General features: G+C 55.5%; 16 protein-coding genes. 14 read left to right on the top strand and 2 right to left on the bottom strand.

The window, feature by feature from the left end:
- Positions 1–20: 20 nt before the first annotated feature.
- Entirely contained in the window at positions 21–2117 is a 2097-nt protein-coding gene (locus D4A39_RS07995; RefSeq protein ID WP_119917840.1) for an ATP-binding protein, read from the bottom strand.
- A 178-nt stretch (positions 2118–2295) separates the two neighbouring features.
- Between D4A39_RS07995 and D4A39_RS07990 the strand changes: the two genes are divergently transcribed.
- Both D4A39_RS07990 and D4A39_RS07985 read left to right on the top strand, forming a co-directional pair.
- Complete coding sequence (locus tag D4A39_RS07990; RefSeq protein ID WP_022985816.1) at positions 2296–2940, top strand: response regulator; 645 nt, start codon at positions 2296–2298, stop codon at positions 2938–2940.
- Between the two features lie 113 nt (positions 2941–3053).
- Positions 3054–5588, top strand: a complete 2535-nt coding sequence (locus tag D4A39_RS07985; RefSeq protein WP_147393894.1) for a hypothetical protein — start codon at positions 3054–3056, stop codon at positions 5586–5588.
- Positions 5589–5688: 100 nt separating this feature from the next.
- Here D4A39_RS07985 and D4A39_RS07980 read toward each other — a convergent pair whose 3' ends face one another.
- Entirely contained in the window at positions 5689–6612 is a 924-nt protein-coding gene (locus tag D4A39_RS07980; protein WP_119917839.1) for a hydroxymethylglutaryl-CoA lyase, read from the bottom strand.
- Between the two features lie 161 nt (positions 6613–6773).
- Here D4A39_RS07980 and D4A39_RS07975 point away from each other — a divergent pair, with 161 nt between their 5' ends.
- The 12 genes from D4A39_RS07975 to D4A39_RS07920 all read left to right on the top strand — a co-directional run bounded on the left by D4A39_RS07975 (position 6774) and on the right by D4A39_RS07920 (position 18044).
- Positions 6774–7418, top strand: a complete 645-nt coding sequence (locus D4A39_RS07975) for a VOC family protein (RefSeq protein ID WP_119917838.1) — start codon at positions 6774–6776, stop codon at positions 7416–7418.
- Positions 7415–8575, top strand: coding sequence for an alpha/beta hydrolase family protein (locus D4A39_RS07970; RefSeq protein ID WP_102790439.1), 1161 nt, complete (start codon positions 7415–7417; stop codon positions 8573–8575). The genes D4A39_RS07975 and D4A39_RS07970 overlap by 4 nt, the downstream gene beginning before the upstream one ends.
- A gap of 102 nt (positions 8576–8677) precedes the next feature.
- Entirely contained in the window at positions 8678–9535 is an 858-nt protein-coding gene (locus tag D4A39_RS07965) for an esterase/lipase family protein (RefSeq protein WP_119917837.1), read from the top strand.
- Positions 9536–10063: 528 nt separating this feature from the next.
- Positions 10064–10513 carry an OsmC family protein gene (locus D4A39_RS07955; RefSeq protein WP_022985810.1) on the top strand — a complete coding sequence of 150 codons (450 nt, stop codon included), beginning with the start codon at positions 10064–10066 and terminating at the stop codon, positions 10511–10513.
- Positions 10514–10663: 150 nt separating this feature from the next.
- On the top strand, positions 10664–11803 hold the full coding sequence (locus D4A39_RS07950) for an acyl-CoA dehydrogenase family protein (RefSeq protein WP_119917835.1): 1140 nt from the start codon (positions 10664–10666) through the stop codon (positions 11801–11803).
- Between the two features lie 861 nt (positions 11804–12664).
- The gene (locus D4A39_RS07945) at positions 12665–13105 is read left to right on the top strand and encodes a hypothetical protein (RefSeq protein WP_119917834.1); all 441 of its coding nucleotides are present in this window, start codon (positions 12665–12667) and stop codon (positions 13103–13105) included.
- Between the two features lie 111 nt (positions 13106–13216).
- The gene (locus tag D4A39_RS07940; RefSeq protein ID WP_147393893.1) at positions 13217–13567 is read left to right on the top strand and encodes a hypothetical protein; all 351 of its coding nucleotides are present in this window, start codon (positions 13217–13219) and stop codon (positions 13565–13567) included.
- Positions 13568–14059 (top strand): molecular chaperone DnaJ, encoded by a 492-nt coding sequence (locus tag D4A39_RS07935; RefSeq protein ID WP_119917832.1) that lies wholly within the window; start codon positions 13568–13570, stop codon positions 14057–14059.
- Between the two features lie 612 nt (positions 14060–14671).
- Entirely contained in the window at positions 14672–15634 is a 963-nt protein-coding gene (locus D4A39_RS07930) for a calcium/sodium antiporter (RefSeq protein WP_119917831.1), read from the top strand.
- A gap of 187 nt (positions 15635–15821) precedes the next feature.
- Positions 15822–15950: a hypothetical protein gene (locus D4A39_RS18180; protein ID WP_267899599.1), complete on the top strand. Its 129-nt coding sequence runs from the start codon at positions 15822–15824 to the stop codon at positions 15948–15950.
- 148 nt (positions 15951–16098) lie between these two features.
- The gene (locus D4A39_RS07925; protein WP_158586923.1) at positions 16099–16731 is read left to right on the top strand and encodes a DUF3313 domain-containing protein; all 633 of its coding nucleotides are present in this window, start codon (positions 16099–16101) and stop codon (positions 16729–16731) included.
- A 20-nt stretch (positions 16732–16751) separates the two neighbouring features.
- Positions 16752–18044 (top strand): carbohydrate porin, encoded by a 1293-nt coding sequence (locus D4A39_RS07920; protein ID WP_119917829.1) that lies wholly within the window; start codon positions 16752–16754, stop codon positions 18042–18044.
- Positions 18045–18054: the final 10 nt, after the last annotated feature.

Here is an 18054-nt window from a genome sequence, read left to right as displayed (position 1 = left end):
CCCTTTTTTTCGCCGTGGTATCAGACCATGGTGCTGGAGAGAGGAACTTCCAGCCTGACCTGCCAGCGACCCTGAACCTTGCGGTATTGGCAGTCTCCTCCCAGTTTGCGAGCCCGGCTGTCCATGATTTTCAGACCCCGTACCGGACCCTCGGGATGATCTGCGTTCACGCCGTCATTCTCGATTATCAGTGTTAAAACCGAGCCGCGTTGTTCAACGGTGACAGACAAGACGGTGGTTGAAGCATGTTTGAGGGCATTGGTCACCGCTTCACGCAGCATCCGGGTTAGCTCACTGAACTCGCTGGCGCCTAAAACCGTTGTACTGGCGCGGGCTTGCCAAACCAGTTCTGCGCCATGATCTTTGCAGCGCTGCAGGGTTTCTTCCTGCCACTGGAGGGTCGCGGCTTCCAGGGAGAGTGATTCTCCTTCCATGTCCTTGAGAAGATCCCGCAAGTCGTGAATGGCTTCGCGAACCAGGGGTTTGGTGGTGTCGGAGGAACGGTGCAGTAACTGCAGCAGTTTGGCGCCGAGGTCATCGTGCATATCCCTGCGTATGCGAAGCCGCTCCTCTCTGACTCCCTTGGCGTGTGCAATCCTGGCTTCAGTCACCAGCTGGTGCAGTGACAATACCAGGCTGGCTACTTGTGTATCCTGTCGATTGAAAATGCGCCCGCCTTGTTGGGCGTGCTGCAGCTTCCAGGTACGTTGCTCCAGGGGTTCAGGCACAATCAGGGTTTGTCCCTTATCAGGAATGTGAATGTGACTATCCATCATGGGTTGCACGTCAATCGCAAGGGGCTGGAATACCGCGTTCAACGCTTGCTTCATGCCGGCATTGGCCTGGGTATCCTGTTGGGCTTTGAGCATGGCGGGCAAAGCCTGTGCCAACCACTCATCCAGTTCCTGCCGATGGCGAAGGAACATTTTTTTCCACAGATACTGGCGTAACGGGAAGTACAACCAGCCAATCAGGGCGACGGACAGGGTCAGCGTGACCGGCCCGGAGAGGCTGAGCATCATGGCCAGCAGCAGATCCGTGAGCATGATAAAGAGGCCGCCCAACAACCAGGACCATAACGAAAACCACCACGGCTCCAGTGCGAAAAGGCGATGCCTTACCACGCCTAATGCCATGCCCAGATACATCAGCAGGAAAGTGGTAAAAAGCAAACCCTGAGAAGCCGGTTGAGCGACTTGGAGCATGGCAGGAAGAATCATGCCGCCGGCGAAAAAGGCGGTGCCCGCAACAATGGAAATGACGACCCAGCGTAACGCGGATCGGTCGCCCTGCTGTTGTCGCGTTTGCCGCCACTGCCAGACTGAACCTAATAACCCCGCCAGAAAGATCCCCATCACCCAGGAATGAAAACCGTCAACCGGGCTTGCAACCCATTGTCCTTGATCAATAACGATGGCCACGGCAAACGTGAGGTAAAACCCTGCGGTAAGCCAGCGATACGGGAAGCGGCGCGGGTAGTTCCACAGGAAAGCGGCGAGCGATGCGGAAAACAGCAAGGCGCCAAAATGATTCAGACCGGACAGCCAGGTAAACAGTGAGCCGGAAATAAAAAAATCACGGGTGCTGTAGATTGCCGCGGCCGAAGAGAACAAGACGTAACTCAGCCCTGTTACCGCGAATGAATGGATGGAAAGCTCGCGCTTGGCGGGTACCCAGACAAGAATACAAATCACCATTCCGGCTAGCCCGCAGACCAGCTGTAACCAGAAAAGGCCGGGAAGCTGGGTCAGCTGGCGTTGCTTTGACTGCACGGGGTAGTGGTTGTCGGCGTCATCTACCAGCAGCAACGTGCCCTCGGTAAGCCATTGGGACAGTTTGCTATGTGTGTCGAAAAAACGATTGAGATCGCTGTAGTAAGGCAGCACATCCGGCTCTTCCAGTAGCAGGGTGGGCGTGGCGGGAAGGGTGGATTGGCCATTACTGAACGCAACCACCGTCACTTTTCCTGAATCCGGAAGGTGGGCGACAAGTTGTTCGTCATTCTGTTGAAAAACCATGTTGCTGGAGGGCAGGGTCAGCGCGATGGCGATGGCCGTCAGGCCATAAAGCGCGACAAGGAAAAGCCCGGTGATAATTCGTGTTTTCAGCGAAAGCATGCATGTTCCCTGTGTGCAAAGACATTGTCCCACCCCCGCTTTCGGGGGGTTGATCCTTGGGGTTGTCAGCGATTACTACTAGCGTTCTTCGAACAATCTGTTTTTGGCATGTTGAAGAATATATGATTTGTGTGTGTTGAATCACATTTTATGTTTATCGCGAGTTTGGAGCACAAGCATGGATGCAATCAGGCAGGTATTGATTGTTGAGGATCTGCCAGATGTGGCTCAATGGCTGCGCGATCAGGTAATGAATTTACTGTCACCTGAGCGCATAGAGCAGGCCAGCACGCTGTTGCAAGCCCAGGAAAAAATTCGCGAGCAGGCCTATGATCTGGCGCTGATTGATTTGGGGCTGCCTGACGGAAGCGGGGTGGAATTAATTCGCCCTTTCAAGGAAGCCAACCGTGAAGCCATGTGTGTCGTGACCACCATCTTCGACGATGCCGAGCATCTTTTTGGCTCTTTGCGGTCTGGTGCTGATGGCTACTTGTTAAAAGATGATACTGAAGCAGAATTCAGTGACCAGCTTTCGGGAATTCTTGCCGGGCGTCCTCCGCTATCGGCGTCTATCGCCCGACGGCTTCTTGAGCAGTTTCATCCTGTTTTCGGTGAAAAGGAAGTTACGCTGACACCAAGGGAAAAAGAAATCCTGACCTTGATCGCCAAGGGATTGAGCGTGAAGCATGCAGCCCAGAAGCTGGGTATCTCCCACTATACGGCGGCCGGTTACATGAAAGACGTCTACGCCAAGCTGCAGGTCAATACCCGTGCGGAAGCGACCCTGAAAGCGATCCATATGGGGCTGGTGAATCCCTCCTGAACGAGCCCCCCGTGCTTACCGGTTTCCTCCCCCCTGTTTAAGGGGTGCTGAAATTTCCCCACCACTCCTATGCTGCCAGTATCCATTTTAATCAGGCAGCGTGGGGATCGGGTATGCAGCCAACAATAGGGAAGTTCGTGTTTCGTGCCGGACTGCTGGGGGTCATCCTGGCCGTGGCAGGTTGTGGCGGCGACAGCAGTCGCGATAGTTCGGGCGGTAATGGCGGAGGCGGTGGCCCGTCTGCGCCGGCCGCGTCAAGCCTTTCTGGTACTGCAGCCGTCGGTGCCGCCATCCAGACCGGCACCGTTACCGCAGAATGTGCCGATGGCAGTGGCTTCACGTCCACCGTTACCACCAATGCCGATGGGGTCTGGAGTGGCGACATCACCAGCACTGCCTTGCCGTGTGTGTTGACGGTAACCGGCGGCACGCCCTCGGTAACCCTGCGCAGCTATGCCAGTCAGGCAGGAACGATCAATATCACCCCGATCACCGACATGGTGCTGGCCCTCGCTACCGGCCTTGCCGACGGCAGCTGGATTGCGACCCCGGCCAACTGGCCTGATGCCAGCACCATTGCCAGCAAGAAAACCGAGCTGCTTACGGCCATGACCAATGCCGGTTTTACCCTGCCCGGCGGCGACCCGTTCAGCACCGCGCTGGCGGTTGGCGATGCCTGGGACCAGGTGCTGGATGCGATCCAGGAAGCCATTGATGACGACCCCTCTATCGCTGATTACAACGCACTGCTGAATCTGGTGAAAGACGGCAACCTGGGCCAGTTCCCGGACGCGCCGGAAGACGAAGAACCGGTTGACCCGGAATTACCCGCGAACCTCAACGTACTCACGAATTACGCCGGTACTTACACGGTGATCGGTAACGGCGAGGGTGACCCGGGTTACTGCGCGAGTTGTGGAAGTGCCACCCGTAACCATGCCCGTGGCACCGTTATCATTTCGGCACAGGGTGATATCGATTTTGACACCGACATCGGTTTTACCGTTGCCGACATTGTTGAAATTTATGACCGTACCAATGTGGCCACCGACCGTCGTGTCGCGGTGAATTATGGCCAGTCTGATAGCGACGAGCGCGTACGGTTGTATCTCAACGCAGACCTGGAGGTCATGGAAATCATTCATGATGACGGGGCTGGTGCAACCACGCGTGCCCTGATTCAGGAAGACAGCACAGACCCGGAACCGGAGCCCGGTGCGGAGTTGCTGGAGATGCGCAATGGTGTCGCAGTGGTGCACGATGGCAAGGTCTGGGCCCTGGAGCAACCGTTTATCGAATCGTTCATGGCCAGCACGGCCAAGCGCCAGATTCGTGCCCATAACTATGACAGTGATTACAACACCATTAATTCGACGCCGTTTAATGGCGATGATCTGGCCTGGGCTCAGGTGAACGTGGCCCACGGCAATCTGGGCACCCAGCTGTGTGGCCAGAGTACGGGTGTCTCCCTGCTGACGGTAGACTACGCTGCCAGCCCAGTGGTGCAGAAAACCTGGACGGCTACAGAGTGCGAGCTGTACGTGGATTACCACTTCAGCAATGGCGCCACGGAAGGCCGCATCATCAGCGCCACGCTAAGCAACGACAAGGATGATGAACAAATCACCCTGAGCGGTGGCCAGTTCCGTATTTTCATTCACACGGGCACAGAGGGTGAGGCGCCGGCGCTGGCAGATGAAATCCGTTGGGACATGACCATTGATAGCGGTACTCGCGAAATGCGCTCTGGCCATTTCCTGGGTGGCAGGCCATTGCTGGATGGCTCACATCCTGACCACACGCTGAAATTCGAGATCCAGGCCGGCAGCAACAATAACCCGGAAGCTGGAGAGTACAGCTGCGAGGATGGGGACACGGAAGTGACTCTGAAGATGGGGTGGGTGACGGTCAGTGACCCGCTGTTCAAGTTCCAGAGTGCCAACGGGGGCAGTTGTACGGTTACCGTCGAACAGAATGCCGGCCGTAAATATGTGGGCACGTATACGGCTACCTTGATGGGGCCGAGTAATGGGGGCGGTGCCGCCTTTGGCTCAGGGTTGGGGACAGGCGATATTGAATTGCCGGCGGCCGAGCGAACCCTGGTCGTGCATGGCAAGTTCCGTAACTTCACCACGCAGACCTTCCATGCTGACAACGGCGGTGATGAAGGCGCCCTGGGTCAGGAAACCCAGGGGATTTCCATGACCATTGATGATGGCAACACGCATTTCACCCAGGGGGAGCGCTTTCAGCTGGCCTCGGAGTATTCCTCCAACGGCAGTAACGGTTACTTCTCCAGGGTGTTCAGTGATCTGGAATCGCCGAACAATCAGCTGCGGATGGTGTGGTCCAACATTCCCATGCAGGTGGGCAGCTTTACCTGCAACACTGATGTGGGTGGCTTGAAGCCGACCATGTCACTGTCAACGCCGGCCAACATTCCCTACGGCGCGACCTACACCCAGTCAGGCACCCAAAACCTGTCTGAAGGCGCCTCCTGTACCATCAATGTGACCAGCGTAAGCGATGGCGTGGTAGAAGGGACGTATATCGCAACCCTGGTGGCGAGGAATATGGGGCCGGTCCTGCCCAACAATGATGATGCCATTTCCTTGTCTGGCGAGTTCCGTTATCCCTACACACCCTGATAACGGGATAGACAGGCGATAAGACGCCATACAATGAAACGCCGGGCAGTGAGGTTGCCCGGCGTTTTTGATGGTGGGGGTTGGCCTCTTTGTTGGCCGATTACCACAGGCAGGGCGTCTTGCCCTGGTTCTCCTGGGATTCCATCCAGCTGAGGATGCGGCCACCCAGTGGTCGCTGGGTCGCTTGCTGCGCCAGCGCCACCGCGGCGCGCAATCTTTCCACATCAACACCGGTCTTCAGGCCGGCACTTTCCAGCAGGTAGACCAGATCTTCCGTGGCCATGTTGCCGGTGGCACCGGGGGCAAACGGGCAGCCGCCCAGGCCGCCCACCGAGGCATCGAAACGGCGCACACCCAGATCTGCGGCGGCCCAGGCCATGGCAGCAGCCAACCCGCGGGTGTCGTGCAGGTGTACGTAGAATTTCTCCGCCCCGAATTCCCGGATCAGCGGCGCCATGATGTCCTTCATCTGCTGGGGGTTGCCGGCGCCAATGGTGTCGGCGATGGCCACTTCGTCGCTACCGGCGGCAAACATGCGCGCGGCCAGTTTCTGCGGCAGGGTGACTGGCATGGGGCCGTCGTAAGGGCAGGCGAACGAACCGGCAATGTAGGTGCGGGTGGCAATGCCGTCCTCTTTTGCGGCGGCAATGATCGCCTCGCAGCTTTGGGCGGCCTGTTCCAGGCTCATGTTCAGGTTGCGCTGGTTAAAGGTATCGGTGGTGGACAGCACCAGCGCCACCGTGGGGTAGCCTGCGTCCCGCGCCAGCTGGTAGCCCTTCAGGTTGGGGACCAGCGCGGTGTAATGCAGGCCCTCGTCGTGGGGTAGCAGGGGGGTGAGCGCCGCGGCGTCGGCCATTTGCGGAATGGCTTTCGGGCTCACGAAGCTCACTGGCTCCAGGTAGCGCATGCCCGCGTCTACCAGCAACCGGGCAAGCTGTGCCTTGGTGTCGGTGTCGACGGTTACCGGCTGGTTCTGCAGCCCGTCGCGCAGCCCCACTTCATTGATGATGGCCTGGTCGCTCATACCTTTGTCCTACCCGTTAACTGGGCGCTCAGTGTGCCACTGTGCAACGGCATGCGCGAGTGGCCAGAACTGACAAGTTCTTGGTGGTTTCGGTTTTCAGTTCGGCGCGCCCCTGTGACCACAATGGGCCACTGATACCGATAACAAACAGGAGCGACTCCATGAGCAGCCTGACCCCCTGTGCCACGCTCAAACACGTCCATCACGGCGCCTACCGCTGCCGCGATGCGGAACAGACCCGCTGGTTTTACGAGGATGTGCTGGGCATGCCACTGACCCTGGCCATGGTGTTCGATGAAGAGCCCGGCACCGGCCGCAAGGTGGATTACATGCATCTCTTCTTCCAGATGGGGGATGGCAACTTCGTGGCCTTCTTTGATGCCCCGGACAGTGCCGACGAGATGATGTTTCGCCCGCGCCATGCCTTCGATCTCCACCTGGCCTTCGAAGTGGACACCATGGAAGAGCTGAAAGACCGGCGCCGTCGCATCAACAAGGCCGGCCGCCCCTGCTTTGGCCCGGTAGACCATGAATTCATTCATTCCATCTACTTTGTCGACCCCAACGGCATTCCGCTGGAAATCACGGTGCGTGATCCCAGTTACGACCAGGTGGTGGAAGAGGGTGCCGCCCAGGCCCACGATGCGCTCAAGGCGTGGACAGAAAAAACCCGAGCCCAGAAAGAGGCGCTGTTTGGCGCCGCCCTGGACATGCGCGGCATCGATATGAGCAAGACCGATTTTTCCAAAGTGAAAGCCGCGGTCGAGAAAGGCGAGAAAGACAAGAACAAGGAACAGGCAGAATGAGCAAGCACTACGACCGCACCCCGCATCTGATCGCGTTTACCGAGCAATCCAGCTTCAAGGATACCTATGCCGGCCCTATGGACCTGGTGACCCTGGAAGCCCACCTGCTGACCCCGAAAAGCGGGCCCGGCAAGACCGTGGTGGTGTTCATGCACCCGGTGGGCGGTGGCGCCTACCTGCCGATGGTGTCGGCGCTGGCCAAGGCCGGGTTGTCGGTGATTTATTGCAACAGTCGCTATCGCGGTGCCGACAGTGCCCTGTTGATGGAAAAAGTGGTAGCGGATCTGGGCGCGTGTGTGCGCTACGCCAAAGAAAAACTGGGTTACGAAAAAGTGGTGCTGGGTGGTTGGTCGGGCGGCGGTTCCCTGAGTCTGATGTACCAGGCCGAAGCGGAAGACCCGCAGATTACCGAGACCCCCGCGGGCGACCCCTACGACCTGGTGTCCCAGAAGCTGATTCCCGCCGACGGCATCATGTTGCTGGCAGCCCATGTGTCCCGTGCCATTACCATGACCGAATGGCTGGACCCGTCGGTTAAGGACGAGAACAACCCGGACGACCGAGACCGGGAACTGGACATCTATCATCCGGACTGCCCCAATCAGCCGCCCTACAGCGAGGCGTTTGTGGCCCGCTTCCGCCAGGCACAGATCGACCGCAACCGGCGCATTACCGACTGGGTGAAAAGCAAGCTGGAAGACTTCCGCAGCAAGGGCCAGAACACGGAAGAGTTTGGTTTCGTGGTACATCGCACCATGTGTGATGTGCGTTGGCTGGACCCGGAACAAGACCCCAATGAACGCGCCCCCGGAACCTGCTATCTCGGTGACCCGGAAACCGTCAACAATGGCCCGGTGGCGCTGGCCCGTTTCAACACCTTGCGGGGCTGGCTCAGCCAGTGGAGCTTTGATGATTCCCGTGCCAATGGCCCGGCCTGCGCCAAACGCATCCGCATACCGGCGCTGGTGATCGGCAACACCGCCGACAACGCCTGTACCCCCAGCCACACGCACCGTTTGTATGACAGTTTTGCCCCGGGGCAGGCCGAGCTGCGTGAAGTGAAAGGCGCTAACCACTATTATTTCGGCCAGCAGGACAAGATGGCTGAAGCAGTGGGCTACTGCACCGAGTGGCTCAAGGCCCAGGGGCTGATGTAGGCTGCATTTCGCTATCCTGTCTGACAGTCTTACCGGCTGGTGCCAGCATTCGGTGCCGGCTGGTAGTGTCGATAAAAATAATTCGAAAGAGGCGGCCTGTTTATGAGCGTGATCCTGATGTTACTGGCGTTGCTGGTATTGGGCACGGTGTTGACCACTCTGGCGTTTTACCTGTGCTGGTATTACGACCGCCGCAGTTTTCCGGAGCAGGCAGCACTGCCAGGTGAGGAGCCGTTGCGCCCGCTGTCGGTGGTGCTCGGCATCGTCAAGGAAGTTGCCGCCTTGACCCTGCTGGTGGCCAGTTACCCGTTGCGCCTGATCCATGATGCTTCGCCGGCGCGTACCCGCCATCATGGTGAGGTGCCGGTGATTCTGGTGCATGGCTACGGTGGTAACAGTGCCAACTTTCTGTTCATGCAGTGGCGACTTAAATGGCGTGGCTGGTCCAACGTCTATTCAGTGAGCTACACCCCGCCGCACATCAATGCCCGTAAACTCTCGCAGCAGGTAGTCGACCACGTTCAGCGTATTCTCGATGCCACCGGCGCAGAAAAAGCCCATCTGATTTGCCATTCCATGGGCGGCCCGCTGACCCGCTACGCCATGAAAAATCTGGGGCTGGACGGTAAAGTAGACCGCGTGGTGACGCTGGGCAGCCCACACTATGGTTCGCGTATTGCTGCCCTGTTCCCGCCGCTGGGTGCTGCCGCGCAGCTGCGCTATCAAAGCCCGTTCATTCGCGAACTGGCCACGGGGGAGCCCTGCCCCGGCAGTGCCCGCTATTTTTCCATCTACTCCAACATGGACAACTTCGTCCTGCCGGTGTCCACCGCCGTGCTGCACGGAGCAGAAGAAAACATCAATGTGCCCTATCTGGGACACTGCGCGTTGCTGTACAGCACCCGGGTGATGGATCAGGTTGAGCGCTGTCTGCTCAAACCGGTTCCGAGCGCGGAGTAACCCTGAAGACCCGGCGAGCTGAGGGTGGCAGACGCTATGTTGCCTTGCTGTCGCCCGCAGGTGTCAGGCGATAGAGTGGGAGCGGTCGTTCGACCGCGATTGCCCTTCTCGGCCCTTGATTCATGGTAAAACCGCCGTCTACCCACCAAACCTTGACGGTGATCAAGGGAGCCTCTGAATAACTCCTTGCGTGCTCAGCGTGTCCTGGAGCGTGCAGCTGTTGTGTCTTGTCTCGACGGTAAGGGTGGTTCCCTTTTCTAGAGGCAAGGCGCAGCAGATGTGCGCTCCAGGCCGCGCCCTTCGGGTCTTCCAGGCTGGTCCGCACTCGTTGTTGCGTTTTTTCGATGGATGGACATACACCTTCAAAATCGCGCCCCTCTTTACCTTGGCCGAGGGGGCGAACCAGCCTGAAAGACTGAGCATGCAAGGAGTTATTCAGAGGCTCCCAAGATCGACCTTGGTTGAGTTGCCTTTCGGCGCCAACCGGCTCATGGTGAAAGTCATCGTGTAGAGAAAGGGAGATCGACCATGAATGAATATGGTGCAACGGTAGCCTGGCATCTCAAGCCGAACACACCGTTCGACTATGAATCCTTCAACCGGGATCACGAATGGACCCTGGGGGGAGGGGAGGTCGTGCAGGCGTCGGCCTCGCCAGACTTTTTTGGCCAGACCAATCGAGTCAACCCGGACGAAGCGGTTGTCGCTGCTACCGCCAGTTGCCACATGCTCACGTTCCTTTCCATCGCCGCCAAGCGCGGCATCAAAGTCCTCAGTTACATCGATCAGCCCTCGGGCGTTGTGGAAAAGAACGCCGACGGCCGCATGGCCATCACCCGCATTGTGCTGCGGCCGCGGGTGGTCTTCGACGAAACCGATCTGGATGGCCCGGCCCTGCGCAAGCTTCACGACAGTGCGCACCGCAACTGTTTTGTGGCTAATTCGCTCACCGCAGATATCGTCGTCGAACCGGCGTAAATGACAGGGCGTGATCCTGCCGGGGTATACAACGGACCGAAGGGTCACCCCGGGAGGATGTGAGCCGCCCGGCTTGTCGCTAGAATGTTGGCCATATTTTGCCGGCAGGGCCTTGCCCGTGCCCGTTATTGACCAACAGGACTAGCCAGTATGCTTGATCAGAACGAAATCGAACTGTTCCGCGACAACGTCAAGAAATTCCTCGAAAACGAAGTGGCCCCCTACTACAACCAGTGGGAAAAGGACGAAAAATTCCCCCGCGAATTGTGGAACAAAATGGGCGAAAACGGCCTGTTGTGCGTTGACGTACCGGAAGAGTACGGCGGCTTCGGCGCCACCTTCACCCTGTCGGCCGTCATCATCGAAGAGTGCTCGCGTGCCGGTTACGGCGCCCTGGCCTCTAACCTGTCTGTGCATTCTGACATTGTTGCCCCCTACATTCTTCACCTGGGTTCAGAAGAGCAGAAGCAGACCTGGCTGCCGAAAATGGTTTCCGGCGAAGCCGTTGGCGCTATCGGCATGACCGAGCCCGGTGCCGGCTCCGACCTGCAGGGTATGAAGACCCGTGCCGACAAGAGCGGCGATAACTACGTGATCAATGGTCAGAAGACCTTCATCACCAACGGTCAGCACTGCGACGTGATCGTACTGGCCACCAAGACTGACCCCAATGCCGGCTCCAAAGGCATGACCCTGTTCACCGTGGATTGCACCCTGCCCGGTTTTTCCCGTGGCCGTAACCTGGAAAAAATGGGCCACCACGCGGCCGATACCTCCGAGCTGTTTTTTGAAGACGTTACGCTCAGCGCCGACCAGATTCTGGGTGGCGAAGGCAAAGGCTTTGCCAACCTGATGAACGAGCTGCCCCGCGAGCGCCTGATCCTCGCCCTGGGTGCTGTGGCCGCCTGTGAAGGCATGATCGAGCGCACCATTGAATACACCCAGGAGCGCATGGCCTTCGGTCAACCGATCAGCAAGTTCCAGAACACCCGCTACGTTCTGGCAGACCTGCACGCCCAGACCCAGATCAACAAGGCGTTCTGCAGCCAGTGCACCGCCGAATACGATAAAGGCGAACTCAGCACCACCAACGCCTCCATCGCCAAGCTCACCACCACCGAGTTGCAGGGCGTGGTCGCCGACAAGTGTCTGCAACTGTTCGGTGGTTATGGCTACATGCAGGAGTACCCGATCTCCCGTGATTACGTGGACGCCCGCATCCAGCGTATCTACGGCGGTACCAGCGAGATCATGAAAGAAATTATCTCCCGGGATATTCTCGGCCGGTAATTCCCCCAGGGGATGTCGAACAAGAACGCGGCTTCGGTCGCGTTTTTTTATGGTTGGGGAAAATCAGCTACGAGCTTTGAGCTATGAGGAAAGCCAAAGTCAAAACCGGATTGGTTTGGGCGGTCTTTCGTGGGAGCCTGCCTGCAGGCGCAACCGGATCGTTGGAAGAAAAACCGAAACCGGCCCGGAAAAATGATGCCACTAATTAGTGGCATAAGCCGTGCTCAACGGATAGCAGGGCATGGTGTGTAAGATATGGCTTACAGAAAAGGCTAAGTGATTGATATAGAGTGCTTTTATTCGAGGGGTAAATCGGCGGAACAGTACGGTCGTCCCGGCATTATGTCGAACGATTCGAGTTTTGTCGGATGGGAGAAGTTCTCAGCTACGGCTTAAGTAATTGTTAGTGCGGAAGTTTTTGCGGGTTAAACCGCAAAGGCGAAAATAAATATGTCGAATTGAGTTAAGTCGATTCGTTCGACTTAATACGCTGTTAAATGGCTCTGATTTTTCTGTGGCATAGCAAGATTCCACGTCGGTGCCATGGCCATGTTTTTGGTTGCCGTTAGAAGAATATGAGGTTGTGGCTCGGTTTTCCCATTCGTTGTGGGCGGCCACATTTCAGGTTGGGAGTGTCTTCAGGGTTTAAGTCCTTGCGGGTGCCATAAATGTAGTCTGGTTCGCAGGCTCACATCGTGGTCTTTGGTTAGGCTGGTGTGTCGCCACTTAACCAGGCAAGGCAGCGTACGCAAAAACACGCGCCGCTGCTCGCGGCGTTACGTTGATTAAATAATGAGATTTCTAGCGCTACTAGTGGCATTAATGGTTGGTGGATGTACTGTCCTGGCTAAGGATGAGTACATGGCTGTATCTGATCCCGTCGGATACAAGCATGATGATTTCGAGAAATTGGATTGCTACGAAACTGAAGAATTAGAAGTCTGCTCGCATCCGTTCAAGAGTAAATCATTAATGATTGGAGTCATTGTGCCAATCTGGCCGCAGTTTACGAGGGGAAGGCTTTCCTACGATATCGAGCGAGAACGATCCATACGGGTTAAAAATACATCAGAGGGTGCTGCTAAGTTAGTTTTGGTCGCATCCGGTAATTCTTGCGCAGATGCTGAGGCCCAGCAGGCATGTGAAAAGTTAGAGGGTCTTGAGCTTATGCCAGCCGAAAATGTCTGGATGAAACTGCCAGAGTATAGCGGCCTCGAATTACGAGTTTATTTCGAAGAGACTGTACGTATTATCAAACTACGTACTCAATCACGGCTTAATATTCATGCTGTGGCGGTGTAGAACGTAACAAGTAGCAGCAGACCGACCTTCGGCGGCTGCGCCAGGCGTTATGCACAGAAAATCCAAGGAGTATAGTTTTGCTGAGGATCTTTTTAGCCGCATTGTTTTTTTTTGCCAGCCTTGGCAGGCGCAGCTGATTACAAAAAGCATTTTATCGTAGCCAACAAAGTCGCCAAAGCCGAAGGCGAACCTTGGATTGATGAATATCGCACCAATACTAAGGACTTCGAACGTGGAAAGGATCCATCTGCTGCGATAGCAGAGTTTAACTATCTTGCGTTTGATGGCTCCGTGGCTTCCTCTATAAGGCTATGCGCGATATATGCTTATGGCGTGGAAAGTGAAGTAAACCCGATTGCGGGCCTATTTTGGTGTGGCAAGGCCTATGAGGCCGGATATAAAGCGGCTGAAAGTATAAGGCGTGAGCTATTTTTAAAACACTGGCCGGAATATGAAGGCTAAATGTATAAGAAGCGGCGGAAGGCGGATCAAATTCCCGCTCGTTCCCCGCTCCAATTTGGCCGCTGCGCCTGGCGTTATGCATATGAGGGAACCGATGAAGAAAATATCTGTTCTGGTATTTGCGGCTTCGCTTTTGGCTGTGGGGTTGCTTCCCCAGTTAAGGAGGAACTCGGGTATGAAGGTCAAAATTCAGATGGGTTGGCTGTCTCAGAGCTGTTGGAGACGATGAAATCAAATCCTGATGTGCAAGTAAGAGTGGATCGTGGTTGGCAAATAGCAGAAGTTAAGTCAGAAAGGGCGCTGTATTCATTTACGCCAGAAACGCATCCGGCTCACCCTTCGTATGTAAAACGTCAAATAATACAGAAGGAAGGCTCAATTTTTATTGAAACTAGTGCTCGTTGCGGTGCTGAAAAAAACGTTTGCGATCAGCTTGTAAGAAGGTTTGTTGAGCTAAACAATAAGGTCAAAAACAGTATCGGTGCCAAGTAATGCATAACATATACATCATCGGGGTCAGGTTTCTCCTTTCCCAAATCTGGCGCTCAGAGAGAATTGGGGGGCCTGACCCCAGGCGTGCATAAGCTCGCAATTTTCCTGTGAGCCAAGCGTTATGCAAGAGGGAGATACGCGATGCGGCAAGATTCGGGACTTATGATTGTTGGTGTTCTATTCACTGGCCTGGGCGCTGCCGTCGTTTTCAATGGATTGCATGGCACAGGGGTAAAGTCTCCCTCAGGAATGAGAGGGGCTATCCATGCTTCACCTGAGGAGGCAGTGATAATGGGCGTTTTACTGTTAGTGGCTGGGTTGCTATTGGTGTGGCAACCTTGGGCGCGGTGAGCTTTTCTCTGCATCGAAAGTGAAAACGCATAACAAGGCACTGCTGCCGAAAAGCATTAGAATGCAGCGTTGGATGGCAAAATGTTCATTTTTCCATTAGAAGGTGAAAACCCTACAAGGCATAAACACTACGTATTGTGGTCAATTATTATTATTTGTATCGGGCTAAATAGGATGTTGATCCTGCCGGCATCATTCTGATGCAGTTGGCAGCGAGGGAGTAAATGCCAATTCATGGTTGGGTAGAGGCTGCATAGCACTATGACAGGCGTTTTGCTTTTTATTCTTGGTTTGTTGTTGTTAACCCTGGGCGGTGAAATGCTGATCCGGGGGGCGCTGGCGCTTGCCCATCGTGTTGGTGTATCCCCACTTCTGAGTGGGCTTGTCATCGTCGGCTTTGGTACCTCGGCTCCCGAATTGGTGGTGTCGGTGAATGCTGCGATTGAAGGAAAGCCAGATATTGCGATTGGCAATGTGGTGGGCAGCAACATCGGCAATGTGCTTCTTATCCTTGGCGTGTGCGCATTGATTACGCCACTGACAGTAACCCCGTTGGCGCTTCGTCGAGATGCGATGTGTGTCGTCGCAGCCAGCCTGCTTTGTGTGGCTCTTGGGGCGGGAGGCAGCCTGGACCATTGGGATGCTGCCCTGCTACTACTTGGTTTAACCGGGTATCTGTCGCTGGCTTATTGGACAGAGCGTTCCGGTGGCCTGCCCTCGGCACAAGTACATGAAGCGGAAACTGCTGCGGTGCCGAGGGTGACTGGTAATCTGGCGATTACGGTAGGGGTGCTGGTTGCGGGATTGTGCGTGTTGATTGCCGGCTCACAGGTTTTTGTCGTAGCAGCCAGCAGTATTGCTGTGTCCATGGGAATCCCGGAGGCAGTAGTCGGTTTGATCCTTGTCGCGGTTGGAACGTCGCTGCCGGAATTAACGATCTCTGTTATGTCCGCGTTGCGAAAGCAGGCCGATGTGGCGGTTGGAAATATTCTCGGAAGCAACATTTTCAACTTGCTGGGGATACTGGGAATATCCGCATTTATGCAGCCACTGCCGATGCCTGTGAGGGTGATTGAGATAGATCAATGGATCATGCTCGGCACCTCCTTGCTGTTGTTGCTTTTCCTCTACACAAGCCGCCGTCTCACACGAATAGAGGGGGCGGTGTTGCTGTGCGGCTATGGATTCTATGTCTGGGCCAGCTTTTCAGGATGGCTTGGCTAGCTGGATCGTCGCCCTGTCGCCATCATGTTGCGTGCCACAAGCATATCTCACTTGCCGTAAAAGCACGCAAGTGTGCCTCTGTTTGCCTTGCTCAACCTCCCGAGTACGCAATAGAGTGTAGCCGTGGATTTGCTTATGAAAAAAGCGCCGTAATTCAGTGGGCAGATTTATCCCAAGGCGCATGAAAATGACCCATTTTCTGAGCGGGCTGCGTCAGGATAGTGCAGCGGATTCATTGGTGAACTCCATTCGTCAGCTGGGAGTGGGGAACGTTAACGGCGCGCAGTTTTTCCCTGATTTTTTCGGGTATCTTTAACGAACGGTTGAAGCTTGAAGCAGCACGGATTTCGTTAACTCGCCTGAATGTTGAGCTTGGCCGTCCATTGATTGATTTTATTTATCTTGTCTAGGGGAAAAACATGAAAAGGTAGCCGGTTTTTGCCGCGCTTGCTACCGCTCTATTGGTGGCAGGTTGTCAGTCCCAACCGAAAGTCAGCCCTTCAGGGTTCCTGTCCCAGGAATATTATAGCCAGCTTCAGTCGGTAACCTCGCCCGATGATCAGGTGGTGTTTCGCTATATCTCACCCGACTTCAATGCCAATGATTACTCTCATGCCATTGTAGAGAAAGTGGTGGCGTATCCTGAGCCGCAACCCACCGAGCAGGTGAGCATGAAAACGCTGGTGGATATACAGAACAGCATCACCAATGTTATTCGTACAGGGGTCGGCAATGTACTGGAAATCACAGACAAGCCCGGCAAAGGCACCTTGCGAATGGAAACGGCCATCACCGGGGTGAATGTATCTGACAAGTCACTGGCCGCTTATGAGTATATTCCTACCGCGCTTGTGGCTGTCGAGCTGACCAAGGTAGCAGGGATACGCGATCAGGAAATTCGCCTGTACCTTGAGACTCGGGTGACTGATACCTATACCGGCGAGTTGATGGGAGCGGGCATTCGCGAACTGACAGGGGAAAACCTCAACAACGCTCGACAGAAACTGGGGGTCGATGATTTCGACCAGGCCCTGGTTGTGGCGAGTGAAGATTTGCTCTCTATTCTTCTGGGCGTTTTCGACGATACCCGTAAATAATAATATTGGTGGTGAAAAAAATGCCAGAAAAACAGCCGTTATGGACGCTTCCTGCCGGGGTGCTTTTGGTGTGTGCGTCAACGAACGGACTCGCTATGGAAGCGGACTCTGAAAAGAGCACTGAGGCTGTCAAGCAATACAATGCTGTCCCATTGGAAGGTGGCGACAGTGTGACAGATGATCTTGCTCAGGATGCGATCCCTGTTGGTTCCTGGTTGCGATCAGACATTCTCCAGGATGCGCTCTCTCCGTGGTTTGAGGCCAAAAAATCGCTCAAAAAAAATTATGGGCTGAATGTTCAGCTGAGCTATCAGGCGCTGTATCAGCAGGTCGACGTGGAGGATATCGATACGGACGATGCTGCTGCAGGCCGGGCTGAGTTTCAGGGGGTATGGACGCTGTTCGATCGTAACGGCCCCAATAAGGGATCTCTGTCGTTCCGTTTTGAGGATCGCCATACCCTGGATTCGGAAATCCCTCCGACCAGTCTGTTCCGTGAAATCGGCAGCATTGTACCTACCGCTACAGGGTTCAGCGATTTTGGTGGTGCCTGGACAGAACTGGCCTGGCGTCAGACGGCCATGGGCGGCCGCCTGAAGTTGATTGGCGGTAAAATCAGCGCGATCAGTTGGTATAACGCCCATGCTCTTTCCGGAGCCAAGAAGGGTTTTGTTAACCCTTCACTTCAAAGCAGCCTTAGCAAGCCTTTGCCGGGTCGAGGCCTGGGGGCCGGAGGGGCGTTCATGGTCTCTCCGGGTTTTGTTGTGGTGGCAGGTGCCCACGATGCCAATGCGAAGTCAGCGGAAAACCCCTTTGATTCCATTGAAGAAGAGGAATACTACAGCTCAGTAGAATTCCGGTGGTTGCCCAATAGCATTGAAAATGCGCGGTGGGACAAGGTACAGGTGCAGCTCTGGCACCAGGATGCCAAGGAGAAGGCGGGCGTTCAATCTGGCAAGGGCATGACCTTTCTGGTCAGCAAGTTGCTTGATGACCGCTGGATGCCCTACGTGCTTGGAGGGATATCGGACGGTGATGCCTCCACATTTGAACAGGACTTTGTCGCGGGGCTTGGTGTGGGTTTCAACAGTAAGGCTGGCGCCGCACGGGACGTGCTCGGTGTTGCGGTTGGCTGGGGCAACCCGTCTAATGAACTACTGCGTGAGCAATATAGTTCAGAGGTTTTTTATCGCTTCCCATTGATAAGGAATTTCACTATCACCCCTTCGCTGCAATATATCGTAAACCCCGCACTTAATCCTGATGAGGACGATGTTGTTGTTGCCGGGATCCGCATGCGGGCAAACATTTGATGCGTTCTAC

The sequence above is a fragment of the Alcanivorax profundi genome, assembly GCF_003597125.1.
In the GTDB taxonomy this organism is placed as follows: domain Bacteria; phylum Pseudomonadota; class Gammaproteobacteria; order Pseudomonadales; family Alcanivoracaceae; genus Alcanivorax; species Alcanivorax profundi.
This window is presented reverse-complemented; position numbering and strand designations above follow the sequence as displayed.

Coding starts and splice junctions, on each gene's coding strand:
- D4A39_RS07945 (WP_119917834.1), top strand. CDS start 12,665: ATGGCTGTATCTGATCCCGTCGGATACAAGCATGATGATTTCGAGAAA.
- D4A39_RS07980 (WP_119917839.1), bottom strand. CDS start 6,612: ATGAGCGACCAGGCCATCATCAATGAAGTGGGGCTGCGCGACGGGCTG.
- D4A39_RS07930 (WP_119917831.1), top strand. CDS start 14,672: ATGACAGGCGTTTTGCTTTTTATTCTTGGTTTGTTGTTGTTAACCCTG.
- D4A39_RS07990 (WP_022985816.1), top strand. CDS start 2,296: ATGGATGCAATCAGGCAGGTATTGATTGTTGAGGATCTGCCAGATGTG.
- D4A39_RS07975 (WP_119917838.1), top strand. CDS start 6,774: ATGAGCAGCCTGACCCCCTGTGCCACGCTCAAACACGTCCATCACGGC.
- D4A39_RS18180 (WP_267899599.1), top strand. CDS start 15,822: ATGACCCATTTTCTGAGCGGGCTGCGTCAGGATAGTGCAGCGGATTCA.
- D4A39_RS07965 (WP_119917837.1), top strand. CDS start 8,678: ATGAGCGTGATCCTGATGTTACTGGCGTTGCTGGTATTGGGCACGGTG.
- D4A39_RS07985 (WP_147393894.1), top strand. CDS start 3,054: ATGCAGCCAACAATAGGGAAGTTCGTGTTTCGTGCCGGACTGCTGGGG.
- D4A39_RS07935 (WP_119917832.1), top strand. CDS start 13,568: ATGTATAAGAAGCGGCGGAAGGCGGATCAAATTCCCGCTCGTTCCCCG.
- D4A39_RS07955 (WP_022985810.1), top strand. CDS start 10,064: ATGAATGAATATGGTGCAACGGTAGCCTGGCATCTCAAGCCGAACACA.
- D4A39_RS07950 (WP_119917835.1), top strand. CDS start 10,664: ATGCTTGATCAGAACGAAATCGAACTGTTCCGCGACAACGTCAAGAAA.
- D4A39_RS07995 (WP_119917840.1), bottom strand. CDS start 2,117: ATGCTTTCGCTGAAAACACGAATTATCACCGGGCTTTTCCTTGTCGCG.
- D4A39_RS07970 (WP_102790439.1), top strand. CDS start 7,415: ATGAGCAAGCACTACGACCGCACCCCGCATCTGATCGCGTTTACCGAG.
- D4A39_RS07920 (WP_119917829.1), top strand. CDS start 16,752: ATGCCAGAAAAACAGCCGTTATGGACGCTTCCTGCCGGGGTGCTTTTG.